Raw genomic sequence first — 16,503 nt, forward strand, 5'->3', positions numbered from 1 at the left:
CCGTAGCATATCACACGTCGCACGGATCTCCCCGCCCGCACGCCGGTCGGGTTGGCGGGGAAATCCGTGCCCGCACCGTGCGGCCGCGGTCCGTCGACGTGACGCCCGCCGATCCCGCTCGGTTTGCCGGCCGAACGCGTCGGGCCCGCCCCCGGGTGCAAACGAGTTCGTTGCCCGACGACCCCCTCGGCCCGGCCGGGCGGGCCGAGGGGCGAGTGAAACGCCGGCAGACGATCGCCCCCTGCCGACGGCGAGGGGGCGGGAGTTCCCGCCCCGGTCCGGGCAAGGGCGGTCGATTCCGGGCCGGGGTTCCGGCCCTTCGGATTGTCATTCCGGGCACCACCAACTCGGCCGCGGGCAACGGCGGCCGGACCATCCCGAGGAGAGGCCATGCGACTGACGGTGAAGCAAGCGGCGGAGCGGGCGCAGGTCAGCCGCAGCCTGGTGTACGGCCTGCTCCGGACCGGGCGACTGAAGGCGTTGCGGATCGGGGTGCGGGGGAGGGGGAAGTGGCTGATCGAGGTAGAGGAGCTCGACGCCTTCCTGGAGTCGTGCCGGGCGGCGGGCCCGCCGCCCGCCGCCCGGCCGCCGCTCAGGCACCTCCGCTGACCGCCTTCCGCGCCGCGTCCCGCATGTGCTGCACCTGCTCGGCCAGGTGGCCGTACGTGCTCGACACCATCTCCGTGCTGGTGTGCCCGAGGAGCTCGGCGACCTGGGCCACCCCGACGCCGTTCACCAGGGCGTTGGTCGCGTAGGTGTGCCGGACGTTGTAACAGACGAAGTGCTTCAGGTGCGGGAGCTTCGCCCGCAGGCGGATGAACCGGCACCGGATGGCCTGGCGGGTGAACGGCGTCTTCTTGCGGGGGCCGCGGAACAGGGGCCCGTCCGGCTGTTCGGCCGCGAGCGTGCGGCTGAGTTCCACCATGGCCGGGGTGAGGTAGACGACGCGGGGCTTGTGCGTCTTCTTCGCCGTCTTGTGCTCGGGTAGGCGCCACACGCCGGCGGCGAGGTCGACGTGCTCGGCCCGAACGCGGGCCACCTCGGACGGCCGGCAGCCGGTTTCGAGCATGGCCCGCATGAACCGCTTGAACGGCGTGTCGCGGACGGCCGCGAGGATCTGGGCCAACTCGTCGGGGGAGAGGACGCGGGTGCGGCGGTTCGCGCGCCCGGCCTTCAGACTCCGGAGCGGGGTCGGGGAGAGGACCCCCTGCTCGTCGGCCCACGAGAAGGCCCGCTTGACCGCGATGACGGCGTGCCGCCGCCCGCCCTTCCAGGTCGGGTTGGCGTCCAGCCAGCGGGTGACGTGGAACGGCTTGACGTCGGCGGCGAGCAGGGTGCCGCAGCGGTCGCAGAACGACTGGAGGAAGTGCCGGTAGTTGTCGTACGTGACGGCGGCGTGGTGGGCGTGGCTGTACTCGAGGAACAACTCGCAGAGGAGTCGCACGGCCAACTTGCCGGCCTTCGGCAAGCCGGCCGGGTCGGTGGCCATCAACTTGTAGAAGGCGTCGAGAATGGGGGACGGCGGGTTCCACCCGGCCGCCGTCTTCTTCGGCGGCGGGGCGCCGTCGGGGTGGGAACCGAGGCGGATTTTCTTGGCGTGGAGTTCGACGTACCACGCCGACTTGGACGCGCGGTACCAGGGTTTGGGCTGTCGCATCGAGTAAACCTCCCGTGAAACCACGGGTGAGCCGGAAGGCTTACTCTCGGCCCCCGGTCAGGTGACACTGACCGGGGGTTTTTCGCGTACCGTGCCTCGAACCGTGCCCGGGAGCTGTGACGGGAGATCGTGCGATATTCCCGAAACCCTTTGCTCCCAAGCATTTCCTACTAGTCGGGCTGACAGGATTCGAACCTGCGACCTCTTGGTCCCGAACCAAGCGACACCACGTTCAGGCGCTGGATTTCTAGGCAATTATCAGGTCTCCGATTCCTGTTACATCCCACGTTACATCCTGTCGGACGACCTCCTGCGGGTCGCGCTTTCATCGGGTGGCCTTCCTCCGCGAGTCAAGGCCGCAGTGATTGCAATGATTCAAACGCATGAGAATCAACAAACTGAGGCCACCTAAGGCTTTGGTATGACTTTGTTTTACTTTTGGGGCTACACTTCCCCGACCGCCCGCGTGACCCGCGGACGCGGAGTCACGAACCCTAGGCTGTGTCTGAAAAGCGGTTGGTGGGGCGTAGAATGCGTGGCCCTCCCACCGGACGACCGCCATGCAGACGCCGCGCTACGCCCTGACCGATGCCCAGTGGGCCGCCCTCGGCCCGCTCCTGCCGCCGGCCAAGCCCGGCGGGCGGCCGCCGTCCGACCCGCGGCGACTGATCGACGCCATGCTCTGGGTGCTGCACACCGGGGCCCCGTGGCGGGACTTGCCCGACCGGCACGGGCCGTGGCAGACGGCGTACCACCGATTCAACGCGTACCGCCAGGACGGCATCTGGGACCGGGTGGTCGAGCACCTGCAGCGGCACGCCGACCTGGACCACGGGCAATGGAACGTCGACGGAACGGTGGTGCGGGCCGCCCGGCCGGCCGCCGGGGCGAAAAAAAAAGGCGGTGGCCGGCGAGCCGGCCGATCACGCCCTGGGCCGCAGCCGAGGCGGGTGGGGGACCAAGGTGCACTTGGTGTGCGACCGGGCCGGTAACCCGCTGGCCGCGGTGCTGACCGGCGGCCAGGAGCCAGAGGTCGTGCACCTGGCCGCCGCCCTGGCGGCCGTCCCGAAGGGCCTCGGGCCGCCGAAGGCCCTGGCCGGGGACAAGGGGTACTCGGCCAACCGGGTGCGGGCGACGTTGCTCGCCGCTGGCATCGAGGACGTGATCGCCCGCCGCAAGGACGAGTTGGCCCGATTGCCCGCACCGCCGGCGTTCGACACGGGCAAGTACAAGCGGCGGAACGTCATCGAGCGGCTGAACGGGTGGTTGAAGGAGCGGCGGCGGGTGGCCACCCGGTACGAGAAGTTGGCCGTCAACTTCCGGGCCATGATCCAACTCGCCTTCGCCCTGTGGTACCTGACACCGTAGCTTTTCAGACACAGCCTAACCCCCGCGCGGGCTCGCGAAGGCCCGGCACCACCAAACGGAGAGTTGACGTGAGTTTCAAATCGAACTTCCTGGCCGCGATCGCGGCCCCCCGGTTCAAGGACGCGGACACGCCGTGGGGCCGCGTCCGCGTGCTGGCCCTCACGGGCGACGCCTACGACAGGTACGCGGCCGCCCGGGCGAAGACCAAGTCCGTCACCCGCGGCAACGCCCTGTTCGTGGTCGCGACCGTGGTCGACCCGGAGACCAACAAGCCGGTCTTCACCGAAGACGACGTGGACGACCTGTGCGACGGGAACACGTCCGCCGTCCTGGCCCTCGCCGAACTCGCCACGTCGGTCAACGCGGAGGACGAGTTCCTCGACGCCGAGGGAAAAGGGACGGCCGCCGGCACGACTGGTTGAAAATGTGCCGGCGGTTCCGACTGCCCGAAGACGTCCTCAAGCCGCTGATGACCGAGGCCGAGTTCCGCGCCCACCTGGCGGGCGTGAACCGGCTCGACGACCCCGAAGACCGCCTCGTCCACCTGGCGACGGTGGCGGCGACGATCCTGAACTTGATCGCGAGTTCGTCGTTGGTTTGCGGGAAGCCGCCCTTCGACGCGGACGACATCACGCCGTGGGCGAAGAAGGGGCGGCGGGCGGCCCCGGCCGGCGAGCAAGAGAAGAGTGACGAGGAGTACGCGGCGGCCGTGCAACAGCGGCTGGCGCAACACGCGAACGCAAGGGTCCGAGAATGAGCCGCGTCAACGTCGGAACCGTCGCCATCAAGGCCATCGTGGACGCCGAGGGCGTTGACACGGGCACGGACAAGTTCGCGAAGGAAGTCGGCAAACTGCCGAAGGTCGCGACCGACGCCGAGGCGAAGTTGGACCGCCTCACCAAGTCGTTCAACGACGTGAGCCGGGCCGCGAAGCTGGCCAAGGACGCGACCGGCCAGTTCTCCGGTTCCACCCTCAAATCGGTGCCGGGCGGGGCGGCCGCGGCCAACTTCCTCCGCAACGCGGGCGGCCGGTTCGGGGCCGGCCTCGGCCCGGACCTCGGCATCCTCGCCGGCGCGAAGCAGGAGGCCAAGGACTTCCAGCAGGCCGAGAGGATCTTTGACGACCTCCGGAAGCGGGAACAGAAACTCTTCCGGGGCGTCAACGCCACGTTCGGCGTCCTCGGCGCTGGCAAGTCCACGTTCCAGGAGCGGGCCGCGCGGGCCGACGACCGGGAGCGGCGGCGGGTGGCCCGCGAGAAAGTCCTGACCGCGGACTCGTTCAACCTCCTCGACGACGTGCCCAAGCCCGGGCAGCCGGCCGCGTTCGGATCGTCGGACGCTTCCAAGCGGTCGCGCATCGCCTTCAGTCTCGCCGAGCAGCGGCGGAAGGAAGAGGAGAAGGCCGCGGCGACCACGCAGGCGTCGGCCAACCAGCGTCGCCAGGAAGCCGAATCCCAAGCCCAACGCCGGTCGCGCGTCGCCGGGTCCTTGGCCAACCAGAAACGGACGGAGGCCGAGGATCAGGCCCAACGTCGGTCGCGGATTGCCTTCTCCCTCGCCGAGCAGCGGCGGAAGGAGGAGGAGAAACAGCGCGCGGAAGAGGCCGAGCGGCGGGCGAACAGTCCGTTCGCCCGCGCCCAGCGCGGGGCCGGCGGACTCGTGTCGCCGTTGTTCAGTACGACGGTCGGCACGTTCCTCGGCACCGGGTTGAGCCGGATCGCCGGGACGGTGGCCGGGGCCGCGGGCCAACTCGTGTCCACCGGGTTGCACACCTTCGAGTCGGCCGCCCTGAAGGCGGTGCAAGAGGGGATCAAGCGGGAGGACGCGGAAGTCTCGTTCGGCGCGCTGCTCGGGTCGTCGAAGCGGGGTAAGGCCCTCGTCGGCGACGTGACCGACCTCGCCCTCAAAACGCCGTTCTCGTCGTCGGAACTGCTCGACCAGTCGAAGTTGCTGCTGTCGTACGGCGTGGCGGCCGGCGACCTGACGAAGACCCTCGGCCGGTTGGGCGACGTGGCCAGCGGGGCGGGCGTGGACCTCGGCCGGCTGTCGCTGGCCTACGGGCAGGTGATCGCCAAGGGCCGGTTGCAGGGCGGGGAGATTCGGCAGTTCACGGAAGCCGGCGTCGGCGTGCGGGACTTCGCGAACGCCTACAACGATCAGACCGGCAAGCGGGTCAGCGTGAACACCTTCCTCGGCCTGTCCGAACAGGGGCAGGTGTCCGCGGCCGTCGTGGAGAAGGCCTTCGAGAAGATGACCAGCGCCGGCGGGCGGTTCTTCGGCCTCATGGACGACAAGAGCCGCACGTTCGGCGGCCGGTTGCAGGCGCTGCGGGAGTCGGCAGACGTGTTCGCCGGGAAGGTCGGGAAGTCGTTCATCGACAACACCGGCGTCGGCAACTTCCTGGACCGCGTGACCGGGAAGATTCAGAAGTTCGACGCGGGCGGCGTGGACAACTTCTTCCGCGGCGCGGACCGCACCCTCGGGCCGTTCCTGACCCGGATCGGCGGCGGCCTACAGGGGTTGGCCGGCGGCGCGGGGGGCGACGTGTTCAAGGCGGACTGGGCCAAGTTCGACGAGCGGCTGAACGCGATCGTGGACAAGACCATCCCGTCCCTGCTGGACGGCGGCAAGGTCCTGATCGACGCCTTCCTCGAAGTCTCCATCACGGCCCTGGAAGCCTCGGACGCCCTCGTCCAGTTCGTGTCGTTTTTGGATCGCAATGCGCCGGGGCAGGGCATCAAGGACGCGACGAGGACGGCCGTGGACGTGTCGAGTTTTGGAACGACCTACCTGACCCGAAAGCTGTTCGGGTCGAACCCGGGGGGCGACGAAAATCGACCGATCCAACAGGCCGCCGCCGCCCTCCGCAGTCGCCAGGATGCGTTGCGACAACTTGACCCCGCCGGCCGGTTCCTCGCCGGGTCGCAACCGGCCGGCTTGGTCGGCGGGGCGGCCGACTTCTTCTTCGGGAAGGCGGGCCGGGACGCCGTGGACGACGGCCGACTTCGCCTCGGGAAACTCCTCGCGCCGGAGAACGTCCGGGCGGCCGGGGAGGCCCAGCGGCTGAACAAACTCGCGATGGCGGACGGCCGGGAGAACCCCGGGCTGCACGCGGGCGACGTCCTGAAGTTCAACGACTATGCCGGCAAGGCCCGCACCGGTCTCGATCGGTTGAACAAGTCGTTCGACACGCTGGCCGAGCGGGCGGTGCCGGGGTTCGGGAAGAGCCTTGAGGACTTGAACCGGAGGCTGATGGAGCCGGAGAATCGGCCGTTCGACAACTTACAGAAGGAGTTGGCCACGGCGGATTGGGGCCGGCTGAAGGGGATGTTCCTCACCCCGCTCGGGTTCGAGGGGGGCCTGACGCAGAAGCAGGCGAACCGGGCGAAGGTCATGGCCGTCCAAGGGGCGTGGGACCGGTTCCACCAGCCCCTCGGCGACCCGCCGCCCCTGTTAACGGCCGGGTCCCAGCAGACGCAGTCGGCCATCACGCGGGCGTTGAACGCGGCCCAGCGGAACGAGAAGCCGACGGAGGAGAAGCTCCTGAAGTTCTTCGAGGACCTGAAACAGATTCAGGAGGACGCCTCGCTGAAGGAGTCCGACATGCTCACGGCCCTGGAGTCGATCGAGCGGAAGACGGGCACCGGGTTCAACCTCGTCAGAGTGAACTTCGGCAACCCGAAGTAACGGCCGACGAAACCCGAGACGAGCGCGACGCCGGGCGGTTGCCCGGCGTTTGTCGTTTCTACGCCGGCGGGCCGCCTACCGACCTTGTCATGCCATTCACGATGTGCGATCGTCCTCCCCCTCACCGCCGCTGTGTCGCCGCCACGGCGGGCGGCGGTGAGGGATTTCCCAAGGGCAAAGCATGTTCAAGTTCGTACTGGTCGGCCTGATGACCGTTCTCGTGGCCGGGTTCGCCCCGGCCGAGGACGCCCCGAAGCCGCCGGCCCCGCAGAAGGAGCACGGGTGGCTGAAGCAACTCGAAGGCGAGTGGGCGTGCGAGAGTGAGGCGGTGTTCGAACCGGGCAAGCCGGCCGTGAAGTGCCGGGGCACGGAGACGGTCAAGTCGCTCGGCGGGTTCTGGACCGTCGGGGAGATGAAGGGCGAGTTCATGGGCACGCCCGTGACGGGCATCATGACCGTCGGGTACGACGCGAAGAAGGGGAAGTACGTGGGCACGTGGGTGTGCTCGATGGACGGCCACTTGTGTACCTACGAGGGCTCGGTGGACGCGGCCGGCAAGGTTCTGACGCTGGAGACCGAGGGCGTGCACCCGGCGACCGGGAAGGCGGTCAAGATGAAGGACGTGCTAGAGATGAAGGACAAGGACACGCGGGTCATGACGTCGTCCGCCCAGGGGGCGGACGGGAAGTGGGAGACGTTCATGACCATGACGGCCAAGCGGAAGAAGTAGGGCGGACAACCACGACCGTCGCGACGCCGGGGAGGTTCCCGGCGTCGTTCGTTTTCGCGCCGGCGGCTCGGGCCACGCCCGAGGGGCAAAAGGGTGCTAAGAAGCAAGGGTTCCGACCCCGCGGGGCCTCCGCTCTCAACGGACTTTTCGCATGACGTCGCACCCCTTCCTCGGCCGCACGCTCGGGGCGGTCGGCTGTTCCGCGGTTCTCGCCCTGTCCGGCTGTGAGTTCCAACCTCCGACCGCCCCGGCCGAGACGCCGGCCCAGTCGACGTCCCCGGCCTACCCGATGAAGGTCGAGTTCCTCACCTTCACCGCCGCGTGGTGCCCGCACTGTAAGCGGGTCCCGGCGTTGCTGGAACGGTTGCGGGCGGCGGCCCCGGGCGTGCCCTTCCGGGCCATCGACATCGACCTCCCCGGGAACGCCGACCTGGTCAAGAAGTTCGCCCCCAAGGGCGTGCCGTACACGGTCATCACGCTCGACGTCGAGTCGTTCCGGACGATCCGCGGGCTGGCGTCTTACGAGGACACCAAGGCCGTCCTGGACGACGCGATCGCGACGCGGGACCGGGTGATTGCAACCCGCGACCGCGTGGTCGGGGCCGGGCAGTAACCGCTTGCCATCTGTCCCCGATCTTCGGGTTCCCGGAGGAAGTCGGAGGGATGGAGCGAGACGTCGCACGTCGCTCCCGGTGGTACCGTCTGCCGGCCCTGCTCGCTTCGCGACCACCACATCACGAATCGATTCTGCCGAAGAAGCCGGACGCGACGGCCCGGTCCTTTTTGCCCGTTGCTTACCCCGTATGCCCGAGGTCACTCGGCTTCAGCCCGTCCAGCGCCGTCCGGGGCCGGCCGGCCGTGACCTCGGGGACGTACGGCACGTGGCCGAAGTCTTCGGGGCGCATGCCGTCGAGGACGGTCTTCGGCCGCTCGACCTTCTTCTTCGCCGGCCTCAGTCCGAGCGCCCGCCGGCACGCCGGGGTCAGGCCGAGTTTGCCGCTGATGAGCATGAGCTTGTCGAAGCTGATGCCCATGCCGATGTCGCCCTTCGGGTCGTCGGCCTTGGCGTGGAACCGGTCGACGTACTTGCACGCCATCTTCATCGCGTGCCGGTCCAGGCGGGTGAGGCCGAGTAGTTCGGCGTTGGCGATGAGGTCGGCCCACAGTTGTTCGCCGTCCGGGCCAAGGCCGGCGGGCTTCAGGAAGTCGTCGTCGGGCACGGGAGAACCCTCACAATCGGAGATCAGGGGTGTAGTTATACCAAGTATAACGTAGGCCCGCGACCCGGATCCCGCGGCCCCTTTTTTTGTTTTTCGGCCAAAAATGTACGCCACCCGGTGTGGTCAGGGTTCTCGACCGCCCAAGTCAGAACCCCCCACCCCTGTTCAGGCGGGGGCGTACCCTCCCCGGTGCGAGAACCGGTACCCACTCCCAAGCCATCTGTGGTGAGGCCGAGTGTGAAGGCCGCACGCTCGCATTGCCGGCGCTACGATGATGTGATCAGCACCACGCGAGGGCAGACCATGGCCGGCGACACGGGCAAAGGGGTCCGACACGAGAGCATCGCGCTGCAGAGCAACAGCGCCGAAGGGGGCGTGATGTACAGCGACAACGAACTCCGATTCCTTCGGGCGGTCGATGCGTACAAGGCGAAGAACAGGGTGAAGTTCCCGACGGCCGTGGACCTGCTCCGCGTGGCGGTACAAGTCGGGTATCGGCCACCGGAGGACGTACCCCACTTCGCGCCGGCGGTCCACAACCCTGCCGATCAGATCGTTCGGTCCTAAAACGTCTCGCCGTACTCTCCCAGGGCGCTATCGGATGGAACTCCGTTTGTACTCACTCGCCAACGTTGCCACGATCCTCGACGCCGACGAGCAGGACGTCTTGGACTGGCTCGCGGCCGGCCGCTTTCCGTCGCCGATTCGCCTGCCCAACGGGGAACAGAGGTGGAAGTCATACGACCTGGAAGCCTGGATCCTGGAACTGCCAGTGGTGCATCACGGCGGGAAGCTTTCCTCCCAGGATCATCAAGCCGCGTGACCGCACCGCCGGTTGCTGGGTCGCCTATTCCGGCCGCCCGTTCGGGGTGAGCAGTATCGGCTCGCCCTCTTTCCCCGGCAGTATCTTCCTCTCAGTGAGGATCGCCTTTGGTTGGGAGCCTCGCGGCAGCTGGCCGCTTCGACGGAAGCCAATGCACAAACGCGAGCAGTTGGTGGGGCCAACTCGCGATTTGCACCGGCTTGCCCCCATCCGGTTCGCAGACGATGAGGCGGGCCGTCTCCTTCTCCCCGTTGCGGCCTTCTCGGATGGCGCAGGCCACCCGCTTGCCGTCGGGGGCCCATCGCGCATCGACCGCGAACATGCCGGCAGTCATCTCGAATCGCTCCAGTTTGATCGCCTGGCTGGTCGACGGATCCACGGTGAACATGCCCCAGTTGCTAGGCTTTCCTAAGTCTCCCGGGAATGCCAAGCCCCCGTAGCCGATCACGGGCGTACCGGACGCCACGTCCATGGTGTGGAAAAGGCAGTTCCCCACAAGCGTCTTGAACTTCCCGTCCGCGAGGGTGTACCGGCCCCACTCCGTCCGCGACCGACCGTTCGACACGAGTAGCCAAGCCCCGTCCGGCGCCCACTCGGCCACTTCGTAATCCGCCGGCACGCGAAGCATCGTCTCGGCCCCGGTCGCGACGACCCGGCGAGCGTACTGGTACGACGTGCCTCCGTCGGGGTCCGGTGTACGGGTGCTCCGGCCGTACACGACTTCCGCCATGTCCGGAGACCACACCGGCCACGAGACGCCTTGCCCTGCCGGGACGCCGGTGTCGGTCCCGTCGGCCCCTTCGCTGATGTCTCGCAGGTGGACGGTCAATCCCGGCGCATCCGGGGAGTCGGCCAACTTCCCGCCCTTGCCCTTGAAAGCGATTTTCTGTCCGTCCGGAGTCAGTCCGAGGTACCGATCCCGGTCTGGGATCTTCACCTCGTGGGCTTTGCGGCCATCCGGCGTGTACCCGGTCAGGACCGCCGCCTTCTCGCCGGCAATCCTCCAGACCCAAATGAGTCCCGGGTCTGGGGCGGGACGCGGCTTTGGCGGCGGGGCCGCCGCAACCTTTGGCACCGGTACCGCGGTGAGCGACCATGCGACGAGCGTTACAGCGACCACGCCAACCGCGGCGGCTGATCTTATTTTGGCGAGGATCATGATTCGCATGACTCCGGCGGCAATGGCCGAGACGGCCGGGGAAATGGCAGCGAGTTCGACCGGCGGGGCGGATCGAGCAGCCTCCGCGAGGGCGGTAAAGAAGGCGGCCGAGAGTGTCACGCCGCGCTTCGCCAGGCGGGCGGCGAGTTGCTTCCGGGCGGCGGCCAGCCGATAGGACAAGGTTCCTTCCGGGATGCCGAGTTGCCTCGCCGCGGCGGCCCGGCTGAGGCCGTCGATCTCGCACAGCACGACCGCGGCCCGGTTCGCGTCGGACAAGTTCGCGATCTCCTCGTCGAGCATCACAAGCGCGTCCGGTTCGACAACGGCTCTCTCCGCGGCCGCCGTGTCCGGTACGGTGCCCGCGAGCGTTTCCTTGCGCCGTCGGCTCACGGTCAACGCCCTCACCGCCGCGTTCCGGGCGACGCCGTACAGGAATCCGCCCACGGCCGCCCGCGGCCGAATCGTGTGTGCCTTCCTCGCGAGGACGACGAACACGGCCTGGTAGGCGTCTTCCGCCAAGTCGTGCCGGCCGAGGATCCGGCGGCAGACGGCGTAGACCTTCGGCCCGTGCCGGCGGACTAGCTCCGCGAATGCGGCCTCGTCCCGGGTGGCGACGAACGCTTCGAGCAACTCCCCACACGGCCGCGCGGCGAATTCCCGTTAGGCGGCCGCCCGCTGGAAACCGTTAACCACGCCCTGCCATCCCGTCGCGGGCATCCGCACTCCTCCGCCGCGAAAGCGTACCGCCTACCGTTCTATTCCACGGTTACGCCGCGGCGCGTTGCTAGAAAATGGGAATCCGTGGCGGAATTGATCCTCCCGGCGGACGGTCCCAGATTGAGGCGGGCGATGACGGAAGCGCAGTGGTGGGCGTGCAAGGATGTTGCCACGATGCTGAAGGTAATCAGGGGGCGAACGTCGGACCGCAAACGGCGGCTGTTTTCCGTGGGCTGTTGCCGCCGCATCTGGGGCGTGCTGACAGACCCTGTCGGTCGGCACGCCGTGGACATCGCCGAGCGTCACGCCGACGGCAACGCGACCGGCAAGGAACTCACCGCGGCAAGCCGGGCGGCGGCCCTCGCGACCGCGGACTACGATCCGATGAAAAGCGGCGATGAATACCGGGCCGAACAGGCCGTCACCGCGGCGATGAACGCGGCCGCGAAGGTAGGCCAAACGCTATACGCGGCCGAGTGCTGTGCCGAGGCGGCCGTGGACGGGGGGATCGAGCGAGCCGCACAAAGTCGCCTGCTCCGCGACATCTTCGGCAACCCGTTCCGCCTCGTGACCTTCGACTCCGCCTGGCTGACCCCGACCGCCGTCGGCCTCGCGGAAGGCATCTACGCCGACCGCGCGTTCGACCGGATGCCGATTCTCGCGGATGCGATGCAGGACGCCGGGTGCGAGGATGTGGACGTGCTGAGCCACTGCCGGGGGGACGGCCGCACGTCCGCGGGTGCTGGGTCATCGACGGCGTTCTCGCGAAAGGGTGATTCGTTCCAAGGGGACTCGGCACCGAGGGCAACGAATGACTGAGGCGGAATGGTTGGCGGGCGAAAACTTATTCGACCTCTACTACTTTTCGCGCCCCCTTCTAAGCGATCGGAAGGCCGCATTGTTTGCCGTCGGGTGCGTCCGGCTGACACCGCTCGATGCCCCCCATTCGGTACTGCGGCGGGCCTCCGATGTCGTGGAGGCGGCCGTCGATGGCCAGTGCGATCTTGACGAGGTGCGTTCCGTAAATGGAGCGGCCGGTGAACTCTGCCGCAGCGTTGTTCTCGATACCCCGGACCACTTCAAAGCGCTCGCCGCGTTACGCCTGACGGACACGCCAGTGTCCTCCTTCGTTTGGCAGACCGCCTTGTTTCTACAGAAAGTACTCGAAGACCTTCCCGGGACCGGCGGAGAACCTCATGCCGCGCGACGACTCCACTGCCGCCTACTTCGGGACGTGGTGTTGCAACCGTTCCGAGGAACCCGTGGTCAGCGACTCTCTCGAAAGCGGCGGCAGGCAAAGCTCTCGCTTCTTCAGCGAGAATGGCGATCCGCCACCGCCCTCGGACTTGCGGAAGGGATCTACCAAGACCGTGCCTTCGACCGAATGCCCATCCTTGCCGATGCACTACAGGACGCTGGATGCGAGAACGAAGACATCTTGAGTCATTGTCGCCAACCGGGTGAACACATCCGGGGTTGTTGGGTCGTGGACTTGCTAACGGGCCGGAATTGAGACCGGACCGTCGGCACGCTCCTGGCGATCGCCCGACGTTAAGTACCCGCCCGGATGATCTTCACCATGCTTGTGTGCGATGCGTCGGCCGATCGGTTGTCCGCTCAGCAACACTCTCTTCAAGCCTTTGCCGGGAAGAATCCTGGCCTGTGAGTGAGCGTACACGGCATCTGAATAGGATGGATGTGGGCCTGGCGAATGCCGGGCCACTCTTGTGTCGCTAGGAATCGGGGTGCCGGATGCATCGCTCAGGGAAGTTGATCGCGACCGGCGTCTTGCTCATCGTGTTCATTTCTGACCCGGTGACGGGCCGGCAGAAACCGCCCCTCACCGATCAACCGCCACGGGCAGCGCCCGATCCCCTCAGCCAGTTGATGAAAGAGCAGGGGTACGTCGCCGTCCCACTCGTCCAGGAGGAGGCCGGCGGCGCCTTCGTCGTGGAGTGCCAGAGCGGGACGGAGAAGTGGCGAATGCTCCTCGACACGGGGGCGGAGAGTTCCTGCCTCGACGCCGGGTTGGCGAAGCGGCTCGGGCTCAAGGGGCAAGGGGAGGCGAAGGTTGTGGGCGCCGCGGGCGTGCAAGTCGGGGCCCAAGTCTCCCTGCGGGGCATGACGATCGGGGAGTACGACACGCGGGCAATGGGCAACGAGGTGGGCTTGGCGGCGTTCGATTTCTCGGCCATGGCCGCCGTCCAGGAGCAGCGAAAGATCCCCAAGATCGACGGGCTCCTAGGCCACGCGGCCCTGAGGCTCAACTCGGCGGTGATCGACTACGACACGCGGACGCTCTACCTCCGGACGCCGCTCCGGGGCTTGTGGCCCAAGGTCGAAGGCCGATGGACCGCCACCCGCGGCGAGGAGGACGGTCGGGCACGGGCCATCGACCCCGAGTCGCCGCCGCGACTGGAGTTCAAGGACCGCCAGTTCCGCCTGACCGACGGGGCGAGGAGTTATCAACTCGGCGTTCACGTGGTCCCTGACAAGGGCCGGTACGTGATGGCCTTCTTCGACCCCGCTCAAGAATTGGCCCGGGAGCTAGCGTACACTAGGGGCGGGCTCTTGAAGATGGACGGCGATCGGCTCACGGTCTGCGTCTCCCTCGACACTGCCACCGCCCAAGGTTTGCCGGACGACTTCCGAACGTCTCCGAAGAGCGGACGCCTGCTCTTGGAGTTTAAGCGCGAGAAATAACGAGCGGGTTAAAGGCTTGAAGGCGATCTCCCTCCCATGACCGATTGCTCTCTCTGTAACGCACCAACTTCAGTTTCTGTGGCCGGTCCGGTGCTGATGTTACCATGTGCCGGCGAAATCTAGCACAGGTTGGCGGAGGAGTTCAGGGTGTGGCATCGCTGGGCCGGGCGAGTCGGCAGAACGCTGTTCGCCGTCGCTGTGCTTAACTTCCTGGCCTTCTTCGCGCACTCGCAAGTCGTAGGTGGCAGTGCGTTCAACGGCAAGCGGGTGGACGGCCGGTACTACGTTGGCAACAAGGGGAAATATACGGAAGTGTCGGAGCGGCAGTGGCAGACCATGCGGGCGCACGAGGTGTCCGTGTTTGTCACGCACACGCTCGGCCTATTCGCGGGCGTGGCGCTTCTCACATATGCCGACCGTGGTCGCCGACGGTAGTCCGACTGTTGCACCGGACACCTCGGAATGCCGGCGCGTTGCTCGATCAGCAATACGTCGGCGGTTCTGGGGCAACGGATGGCTCAACTCGCTTCCGATCTCTTGACTCACGAGGCAGGGGAGTTTCCAACTGCGGGACAAATATCGTCTTGCGCGAGCACGAGTTGAACGCCGGGACGGTGACGGAGGGCATGGCGGTGGCGAAGCACGGCAAGCGGCAGGGGGACGAGGCCATTTGGGCCGCTGGAGCCGCGGGCGTCCGCCCGGACTGGGCGGACGTGATGTGGTTCGGCGCGGACGCGCATGGGAGGGTGGGCATGTTCACGTCCGCCGGCCCGGGACCGATCCCGCGGGCCGTCTTCCGCGACCTCGCAGCCTACAACGCACTCGACCGGTTCCTGCGGGAGTTGCCGACGGCTGGAAAGGCGGAGGTGCTCATCCGCTACAAGTGGACGGGCGACTGGGTACGAGTGGCCGAGCGGGGGCTGTTCGCGTTCAATTACGACTACGACCGCGGGCGGCCGAACGGGTATCGTTTGGTCGCGCGGCCGGCTGTCCCTTTGTCCCTTGGCCAGTTACCGGGGTGGGTGAATGCAGAGTTGTCAGAGGCGGTCCTGCATGGCGAGTCGTTCGCCGAAGCCGCGGACCGGGTTGCCGATCTGTCCGGCGTTCCTGGTGGGCTGGTGGGGTAGCAACGCCTCAGCAACTGCACCGATCCCGGCCACCCGTTGAGCCCTTACTCGGCCAGTTCTGTGCGAGGGGGCCACTCCCTACGACGTCACTTGATCGTTGGGCACACCCTTTGCCACTCTCCCTAGAAGCCCTTCCCCTTTCCCCGGAGCCGATCATGGACGCGCGTAGACAACCCCAGGACACCCGCAAGCGGGACGAAGAAAGCCGTCAGGACCTGGACGAGCGGGACCAGGCTTCCGCCCCGCCGGCGAGCGGCACGGGCAAGGGCGGGAAGCCGGAGGCGAACAGCGCGGCCGAAGGCGAAATGCCAGCGAAGGACCGCACGCGATGACAGACGAGGTCAAGGCCGGCCGGTACCGGCACTTCAAGGGGCAGGAGTACGAGGTCGTCGATGTCGCCTGCCATCACGAGACGAAGGAGGCGTTCGTCGTGTACCGGGCGTTGTACGGCGAACGGCTGACGTGGGTCCGGCCGGTCGCCGACTTCGTGGCGCGGGTGGACGTCCCGGGCGGCGGGTCGGTAGCCCGGTTCCTGTACATCGGGACGACGTGCGACGAGTTCCCTGCGGAGGACTCCGGGGACGCGAGGGAGGGCGACGCTTCGGCGTAACCGGGGCGGCCGGTGGTGAGGGTTCGCCTGTGACGCCGGCCAGCCCACAAGTCCGCGGCCCGCTCGCCCCGGTCAATTTTCCGAGGAGCGGGTTGCGGCGGTAGGCGGAGAATGCATTGCCCGCCGGCACTCACCGCTTGCCACGACTGCGGCACGGGGCCGAACCCCGTCGCCGGGACCGCGGGCGGGCGGCGGGTGAAGCATACCCGACCGGGCGGCCGAAGGGGAGAGAATCGCCACCGGCGGTGGCCCGCACGTCCGGGTTGTGCTCGGCCTCGTGCGCGGGTATGGTTCCGGGATCGCCCTCCGTTCGCCCGTCCCGCTCCCGAACCCCATGACCGACTACCAGAATGCCCGCTCGTTGGCCGAGCAACTCACGGCCTTGTCGGAAGCCACCCGCATCCAACTCGTCCACGAGATCGCCCAGAGCGGCCCGTGTACCGTCGGAGTCCTCGCGCGGCGGATCGGAGCGGCCTACGTCAACGTCTCGCACCACCTCGGCCGCCTTCGCGCCGCCGGGGTGTTGACCAACTCAAGGGACGGGCGGCGGGTCGCGTACAGCTTCGCAGAGGGCGTCTTCGTGCCGTCCCGGAAGGACGACGAACTCGGCACTCTGCACTTCGGCGGATGGCGGATCAGCATCGGGCGGATGACGGGAAGTTGAAATGGGCAGGCCGTCCCTGGCCGTGATGCGGTCCGTCG

The 16,503-nt window shown here is 67.7% G+C and carries 20 protein-coding genes and 1 tRNA gene; 16 read left to right on the top strand and 5 right to left on the bottom strand.

The window, feature by feature from the left end:
- Positions 1-390 precede the first annotated feature (390 nt).
- On the top strand, positions 391-609 hold the full coding sequence (locus PX52LOC_RS22725; protein ID WP_149112242.1) for a helix-turn-helix domain-containing protein: 219 nt from the start codon (positions 391-393) through the stop codon (positions 607-609).
- Here the strand turns inward: PX52LOC_RS22725 and PX52LOC_RS22730 are convergent.
- Both PX52LOC_RS22730 and PX52LOC_RS22735 read right to left on the bottom strand, forming a co-directional pair.
- Positions 593-1,657 carry a tyrosine-type recombinase/integrase gene (locus PX52LOC_RS22730; protein WP_149112243.1) on the bottom strand — a complete coding sequence of 355 codons (1,065 nt, stop codon included), beginning with the start codon at positions 1,655-1,657 and terminating at the stop codon, positions 593-595. The genes PX52LOC_RS22725 and PX52LOC_RS22730 overlap by 17 nt on opposite strands.
- A gap of 174 nt (positions 1,658-1,831) precedes the next feature.
- Positions 1,832-1,926, bottom strand: a tRNA-Pro gene (locus PX52LOC_RS22735).
- Positions 1,927-2,217: 291 nt separating this feature from the next.
- Here PX52LOC_RS22735 and PX52LOC_RS44425 point away from each other — a divergent pair.
- The 6 genes from PX52LOC_RS44425 to PX52LOC_RS22765 all read left to right on the top strand — a co-directional run bounded on the left by PX52LOC_RS44425 (position 2,218) and on the right by PX52LOC_RS22765 (position 8,055).
- Positions 2,218-3,025 (top strand): IS5 family transposase gene (locus tag PX52LOC_RS44425; protein ID WP_449280332.1). Its coding sequence is split into 2 segments (ribosomal slippage): positions 2,218-2,568 and positions 2,570-3,025, totalling 807 coding nucleotides; the frame shifts between segments, so codons are not numbered across the junction.
- A 68-nt stretch (positions 3,026-3,093) separates the two neighbouring features.
- A complete protein-coding gene (locus PX52LOC_RS22745; protein ID WP_149112244.1) occupies positions 3,094-3,447 on the top strand; it encodes a hypothetical protein in 354 nt (117 codons plus the stop codon).
- A 2-nt stretch (positions 3,448-3,449) separates the two neighbouring features.
- Positions 3,450-3,782: a hypothetical protein gene (locus tag PX52LOC_RS22750; RefSeq protein WP_149112245.1), complete on the top strand. Its 333-nt coding sequence runs from the start codon at positions 3,450-3,452 to the stop codon at positions 3,780-3,782.
- Entirely contained in the window at positions 3,779-6,712 is a 2,934-nt protein-coding gene (locus PX52LOC_RS22755) for a tape measure protein (protein ID WP_149112246.1), read from the top strand. Before PX52LOC_RS22750 ends, PX52LOC_RS22755 begins: the two co-directional genes overlap by 4 nt.
- A gap of 181 nt (positions 6,713-6,893) precedes the next feature.
- On the top strand, positions 6,894-7,442 hold the full coding sequence (locus PX52LOC_RS22760; protein WP_149112247.1) for a DUF1579 domain-containing protein: 549 nt from the start codon (positions 6,894-6,896) through the stop codon (positions 7,440-7,442).
- A gap of 151 nt (positions 7,443-7,593) precedes the next feature.
- Positions 7,594-8,055 (top strand): TlpA family protein disulfide reductase, encoded by a 462-nt coding sequence (locus PX52LOC_RS22765; protein ID WP_149112248.1) that lies wholly within the window; start codon positions 7,594-7,596, stop codon positions 8,053-8,055.
- Between the two features lie 181 nt (positions 8,056-8,236).
- On the opposite strand, the gene PX52LOC_RS22770 is transcribed toward PX52LOC_RS22765, so the two are convergent.
- Positions 8,237-8,662, bottom strand: coding sequence for a hypothetical protein (locus tag PX52LOC_RS22770; protein WP_149112249.1), 426 nt, complete (start codon positions 8,660-8,662; stop codon positions 8,237-8,239).
- Positions 8,663-8,965: 303 nt separating this feature from the next.
- On the opposite strand from PX52LOC_RS22770, the gene PX52LOC_RS22775 reads away from it, so the two are divergent.
- Positions 8,966-9,229 (top strand): hypothetical protein, encoded by a 264-nt coding sequence (locus PX52LOC_RS22775; RefSeq protein WP_149112250.1) that lies wholly within the window; start codon positions 8,966-8,968, stop codon positions 9,227-9,229.
- A gap of 34 nt (positions 9,230-9,263) precedes the next feature.
- A complete protein-coding gene (locus tag PX52LOC_RS22780; protein WP_149112251.1) occupies positions 9,264-9,485 on the top strand; it encodes a helix-turn-helix transcriptional regulator in 222 nt (73 codons plus the stop codon).
- A gap of 91 nt (positions 9,486-9,576) precedes the next feature.
- On the opposite strand, the gene PX52LOC_RS22785 is transcribed toward PX52LOC_RS22780, so the two are convergent.
- On the bottom strand, positions 9,577-11,274 hold the full coding sequence (locus PX52LOC_RS22785) for an RNA polymerase sigma factor (RefSeq protein ID WP_149112252.1): 1,698 nt from the start codon (positions 11,272-11,274) through the stop codon (positions 9,577-9,579).
- A 219-nt stretch (positions 11,275-11,493) separates the two neighbouring features.
- Here PX52LOC_RS22785 and PX52LOC_RS42775 point away from each other — a divergent pair, with 219 nt between their 5' ends.
- Positions 11,494-12,180 (top strand): hypothetical protein, encoded by a 687-nt coding sequence (locus tag PX52LOC_RS42775; RefSeq protein ID WP_246173443.1) that lies wholly within the window; start codon positions 11,494-11,496, stop codon positions 12,178-12,180.
- Positions 12,181-12,238: 58 nt separating this feature from the next.
- Here the strand turns inward: PX52LOC_RS42775 and PX52LOC_RS40835 are convergent, their stop codons facing one another.
- Entirely contained in the window at positions 12,239-12,439 is a 201-nt protein-coding gene (locus PX52LOC_RS40835; RefSeq protein WP_168219148.1) for a hypothetical protein, read from the bottom strand.
- A gap of 674 nt (positions 12,440-13,113) precedes the next feature.
- Between PX52LOC_RS40835 and PX52LOC_RS22800 the strand changes: the two genes are divergently transcribed.
- From PX52LOC_RS22800 to PX52LOC_RS22820, 6 genes are all read left to right on the top strand, one after another.
- Positions 13,114-14,064: an aspartyl protease family protein gene (locus PX52LOC_RS22800; protein ID WP_149112253.1), complete on the top strand. Its 951-nt coding sequence runs from the start codon at positions 13,114-13,116 to the stop codon at positions 14,062-14,064.
- Between the two features lie 147 nt (positions 14,065-14,211).
- A complete protein-coding gene (locus PX52LOC_RS22805) occupies positions 14,212-14,499 on the top strand; it encodes a hypothetical protein (protein ID WP_149112254.1) in 288 nt (95 codons plus the stop codon).
- Between the two features lie 149 nt (positions 14,500-14,648).
- The gene (locus PX52LOC_RS22810; RefSeq protein ID WP_149112255.1) at positions 14,649-15,191 is read left to right on the top strand and encodes a hypothetical protein; all 543 of its coding nucleotides are present in this window, start codon (positions 14,649-14,651) and stop codon (positions 15,189-15,191) included.
- Positions 15,192-15,346: 155 nt separating this feature from the next.
- The gene (locus PX52LOC_RS40840; protein ID WP_168219149.1) at positions 15,347-15,523 is read left to right on the top strand and encodes a hypothetical protein; all 177 of its coding nucleotides are present in this window, start codon (positions 15,347-15,349) and stop codon (positions 15,521-15,523) included.
- A complete protein-coding gene (locus PX52LOC_RS22815) occupies positions 15,520-15,801 on the top strand; it encodes a DUF1653 domain-containing protein (RefSeq protein ID WP_149112256.1) in 282 nt (93 codons plus the stop codon). Before PX52LOC_RS40840 ends, PX52LOC_RS22815 begins: the two co-directional genes overlap by 4 nt.
- A gap of 334 nt (positions 15,802-16,135) precedes the next feature.
- The gene (locus PX52LOC_RS22820) at positions 16,136-16,465 is read left to right on the top strand and encodes an ArsR/SmtB family transcription factor (RefSeq protein WP_149112257.1); all 330 of its coding nucleotides are present in this window, start codon (positions 16,136-16,138) and stop codon (positions 16,463-16,465) included.
- Positions 16,466-16,503: the final 38 nt, after the last annotated feature.

It is taken from the genome of Limnoglobus roseus (genome assembly GCF_008254045.1).
Lineage (GTDB): Bacteria > Planctomycetota > Planctomycetia > Gemmatales > Gemmataceae > Limnoglobus > Limnoglobus roseus.

Coding starts and splice junctions, on each gene's coding strand:
- PX52LOC_RS22725 (WP_149112242.1), top strand. CDS start 391: ATGCGACTGACGGTGAAGCAAGCGGCGGAGCGGGCGCAGGTCAGCCGC.
- PX52LOC_RS22730 (WP_149112243.1), bottom strand. CDS start 1,657: ATGCGACAGCCCAAACCCTGGTACCGCGCGTCCAAGTCGGCGTGGTAC.
- PX52LOC_RS22750 (WP_149112245.1), top strand. CDS start 3,450: ATGTGCCGGCGGTTCCGACTGCCCGAAGACGTCCTCAAGCCGCTGATG.
- PX52LOC_RS22755 (WP_149112246.1), top strand. CDS start 3,779: ATGAGCCGCGTCAACGTCGGAACCGTCGCCATCAAGGCCATCGTGGAC.
- PX52LOC_RS22760 (WP_149112247.1), top strand. CDS start 6,894: ATGTTCAAGTTCGTACTGGTCGGCCTGATGACCGTTCTCGTGGCCGGG.
- PX52LOC_RS22765 (WP_149112248.1), top strand. CDS start 7,594: ATGACGTCGCACCCCTTCCTCGGCCGCACGCTCGGGGCGGTCGGCTGT.
- PX52LOC_RS22775 (WP_149112250.1), top strand. CDS start 8,966: ATGGCCGGCGACACGGGCAAAGGGGTCCGACACGAGAGCATCGCGCTG.
- PX52LOC_RS22780 (WP_149112251.1), top strand. CDS start 9,264: ATGGAACTCCGTTTGTACTCACTCGCCAACGTTGCCACGATCCTCGAC.
- PX52LOC_RS42775 (WP_246173443.1), top strand. CDS start 11,494: ATGACGGAAGCGCAGTGGTGGGCGTGCAAGGATGTTGCCACGATGCTG.
- PX52LOC_RS22800 (WP_149112253.1), top strand. CDS start 13,114: ATGCATCGCTCAGGGAAGTTGATCGCGACCGGCGTCTTGCTCATCGTG.
- PX52LOC_RS40840 (WP_168219149.1), top strand. CDS start 15,347: ATGGACGCGCGTAGACAACCCCAGGACACCCGCAAGCGGGACGAAGAA.
- PX52LOC_RS22815 (WP_149112256.1), top strand. CDS start 15,520: ATGACAGACGAGGTCAAGGCCGGCCGGTACCGGCACTTCAAGGGGCAG.
- PX52LOC_RS22820 (WP_149112257.1), top strand. CDS start 16,136: ATGACCGACTACCAGAATGCCCGCTCGTTGGCCGAGCAACTCACGGCC.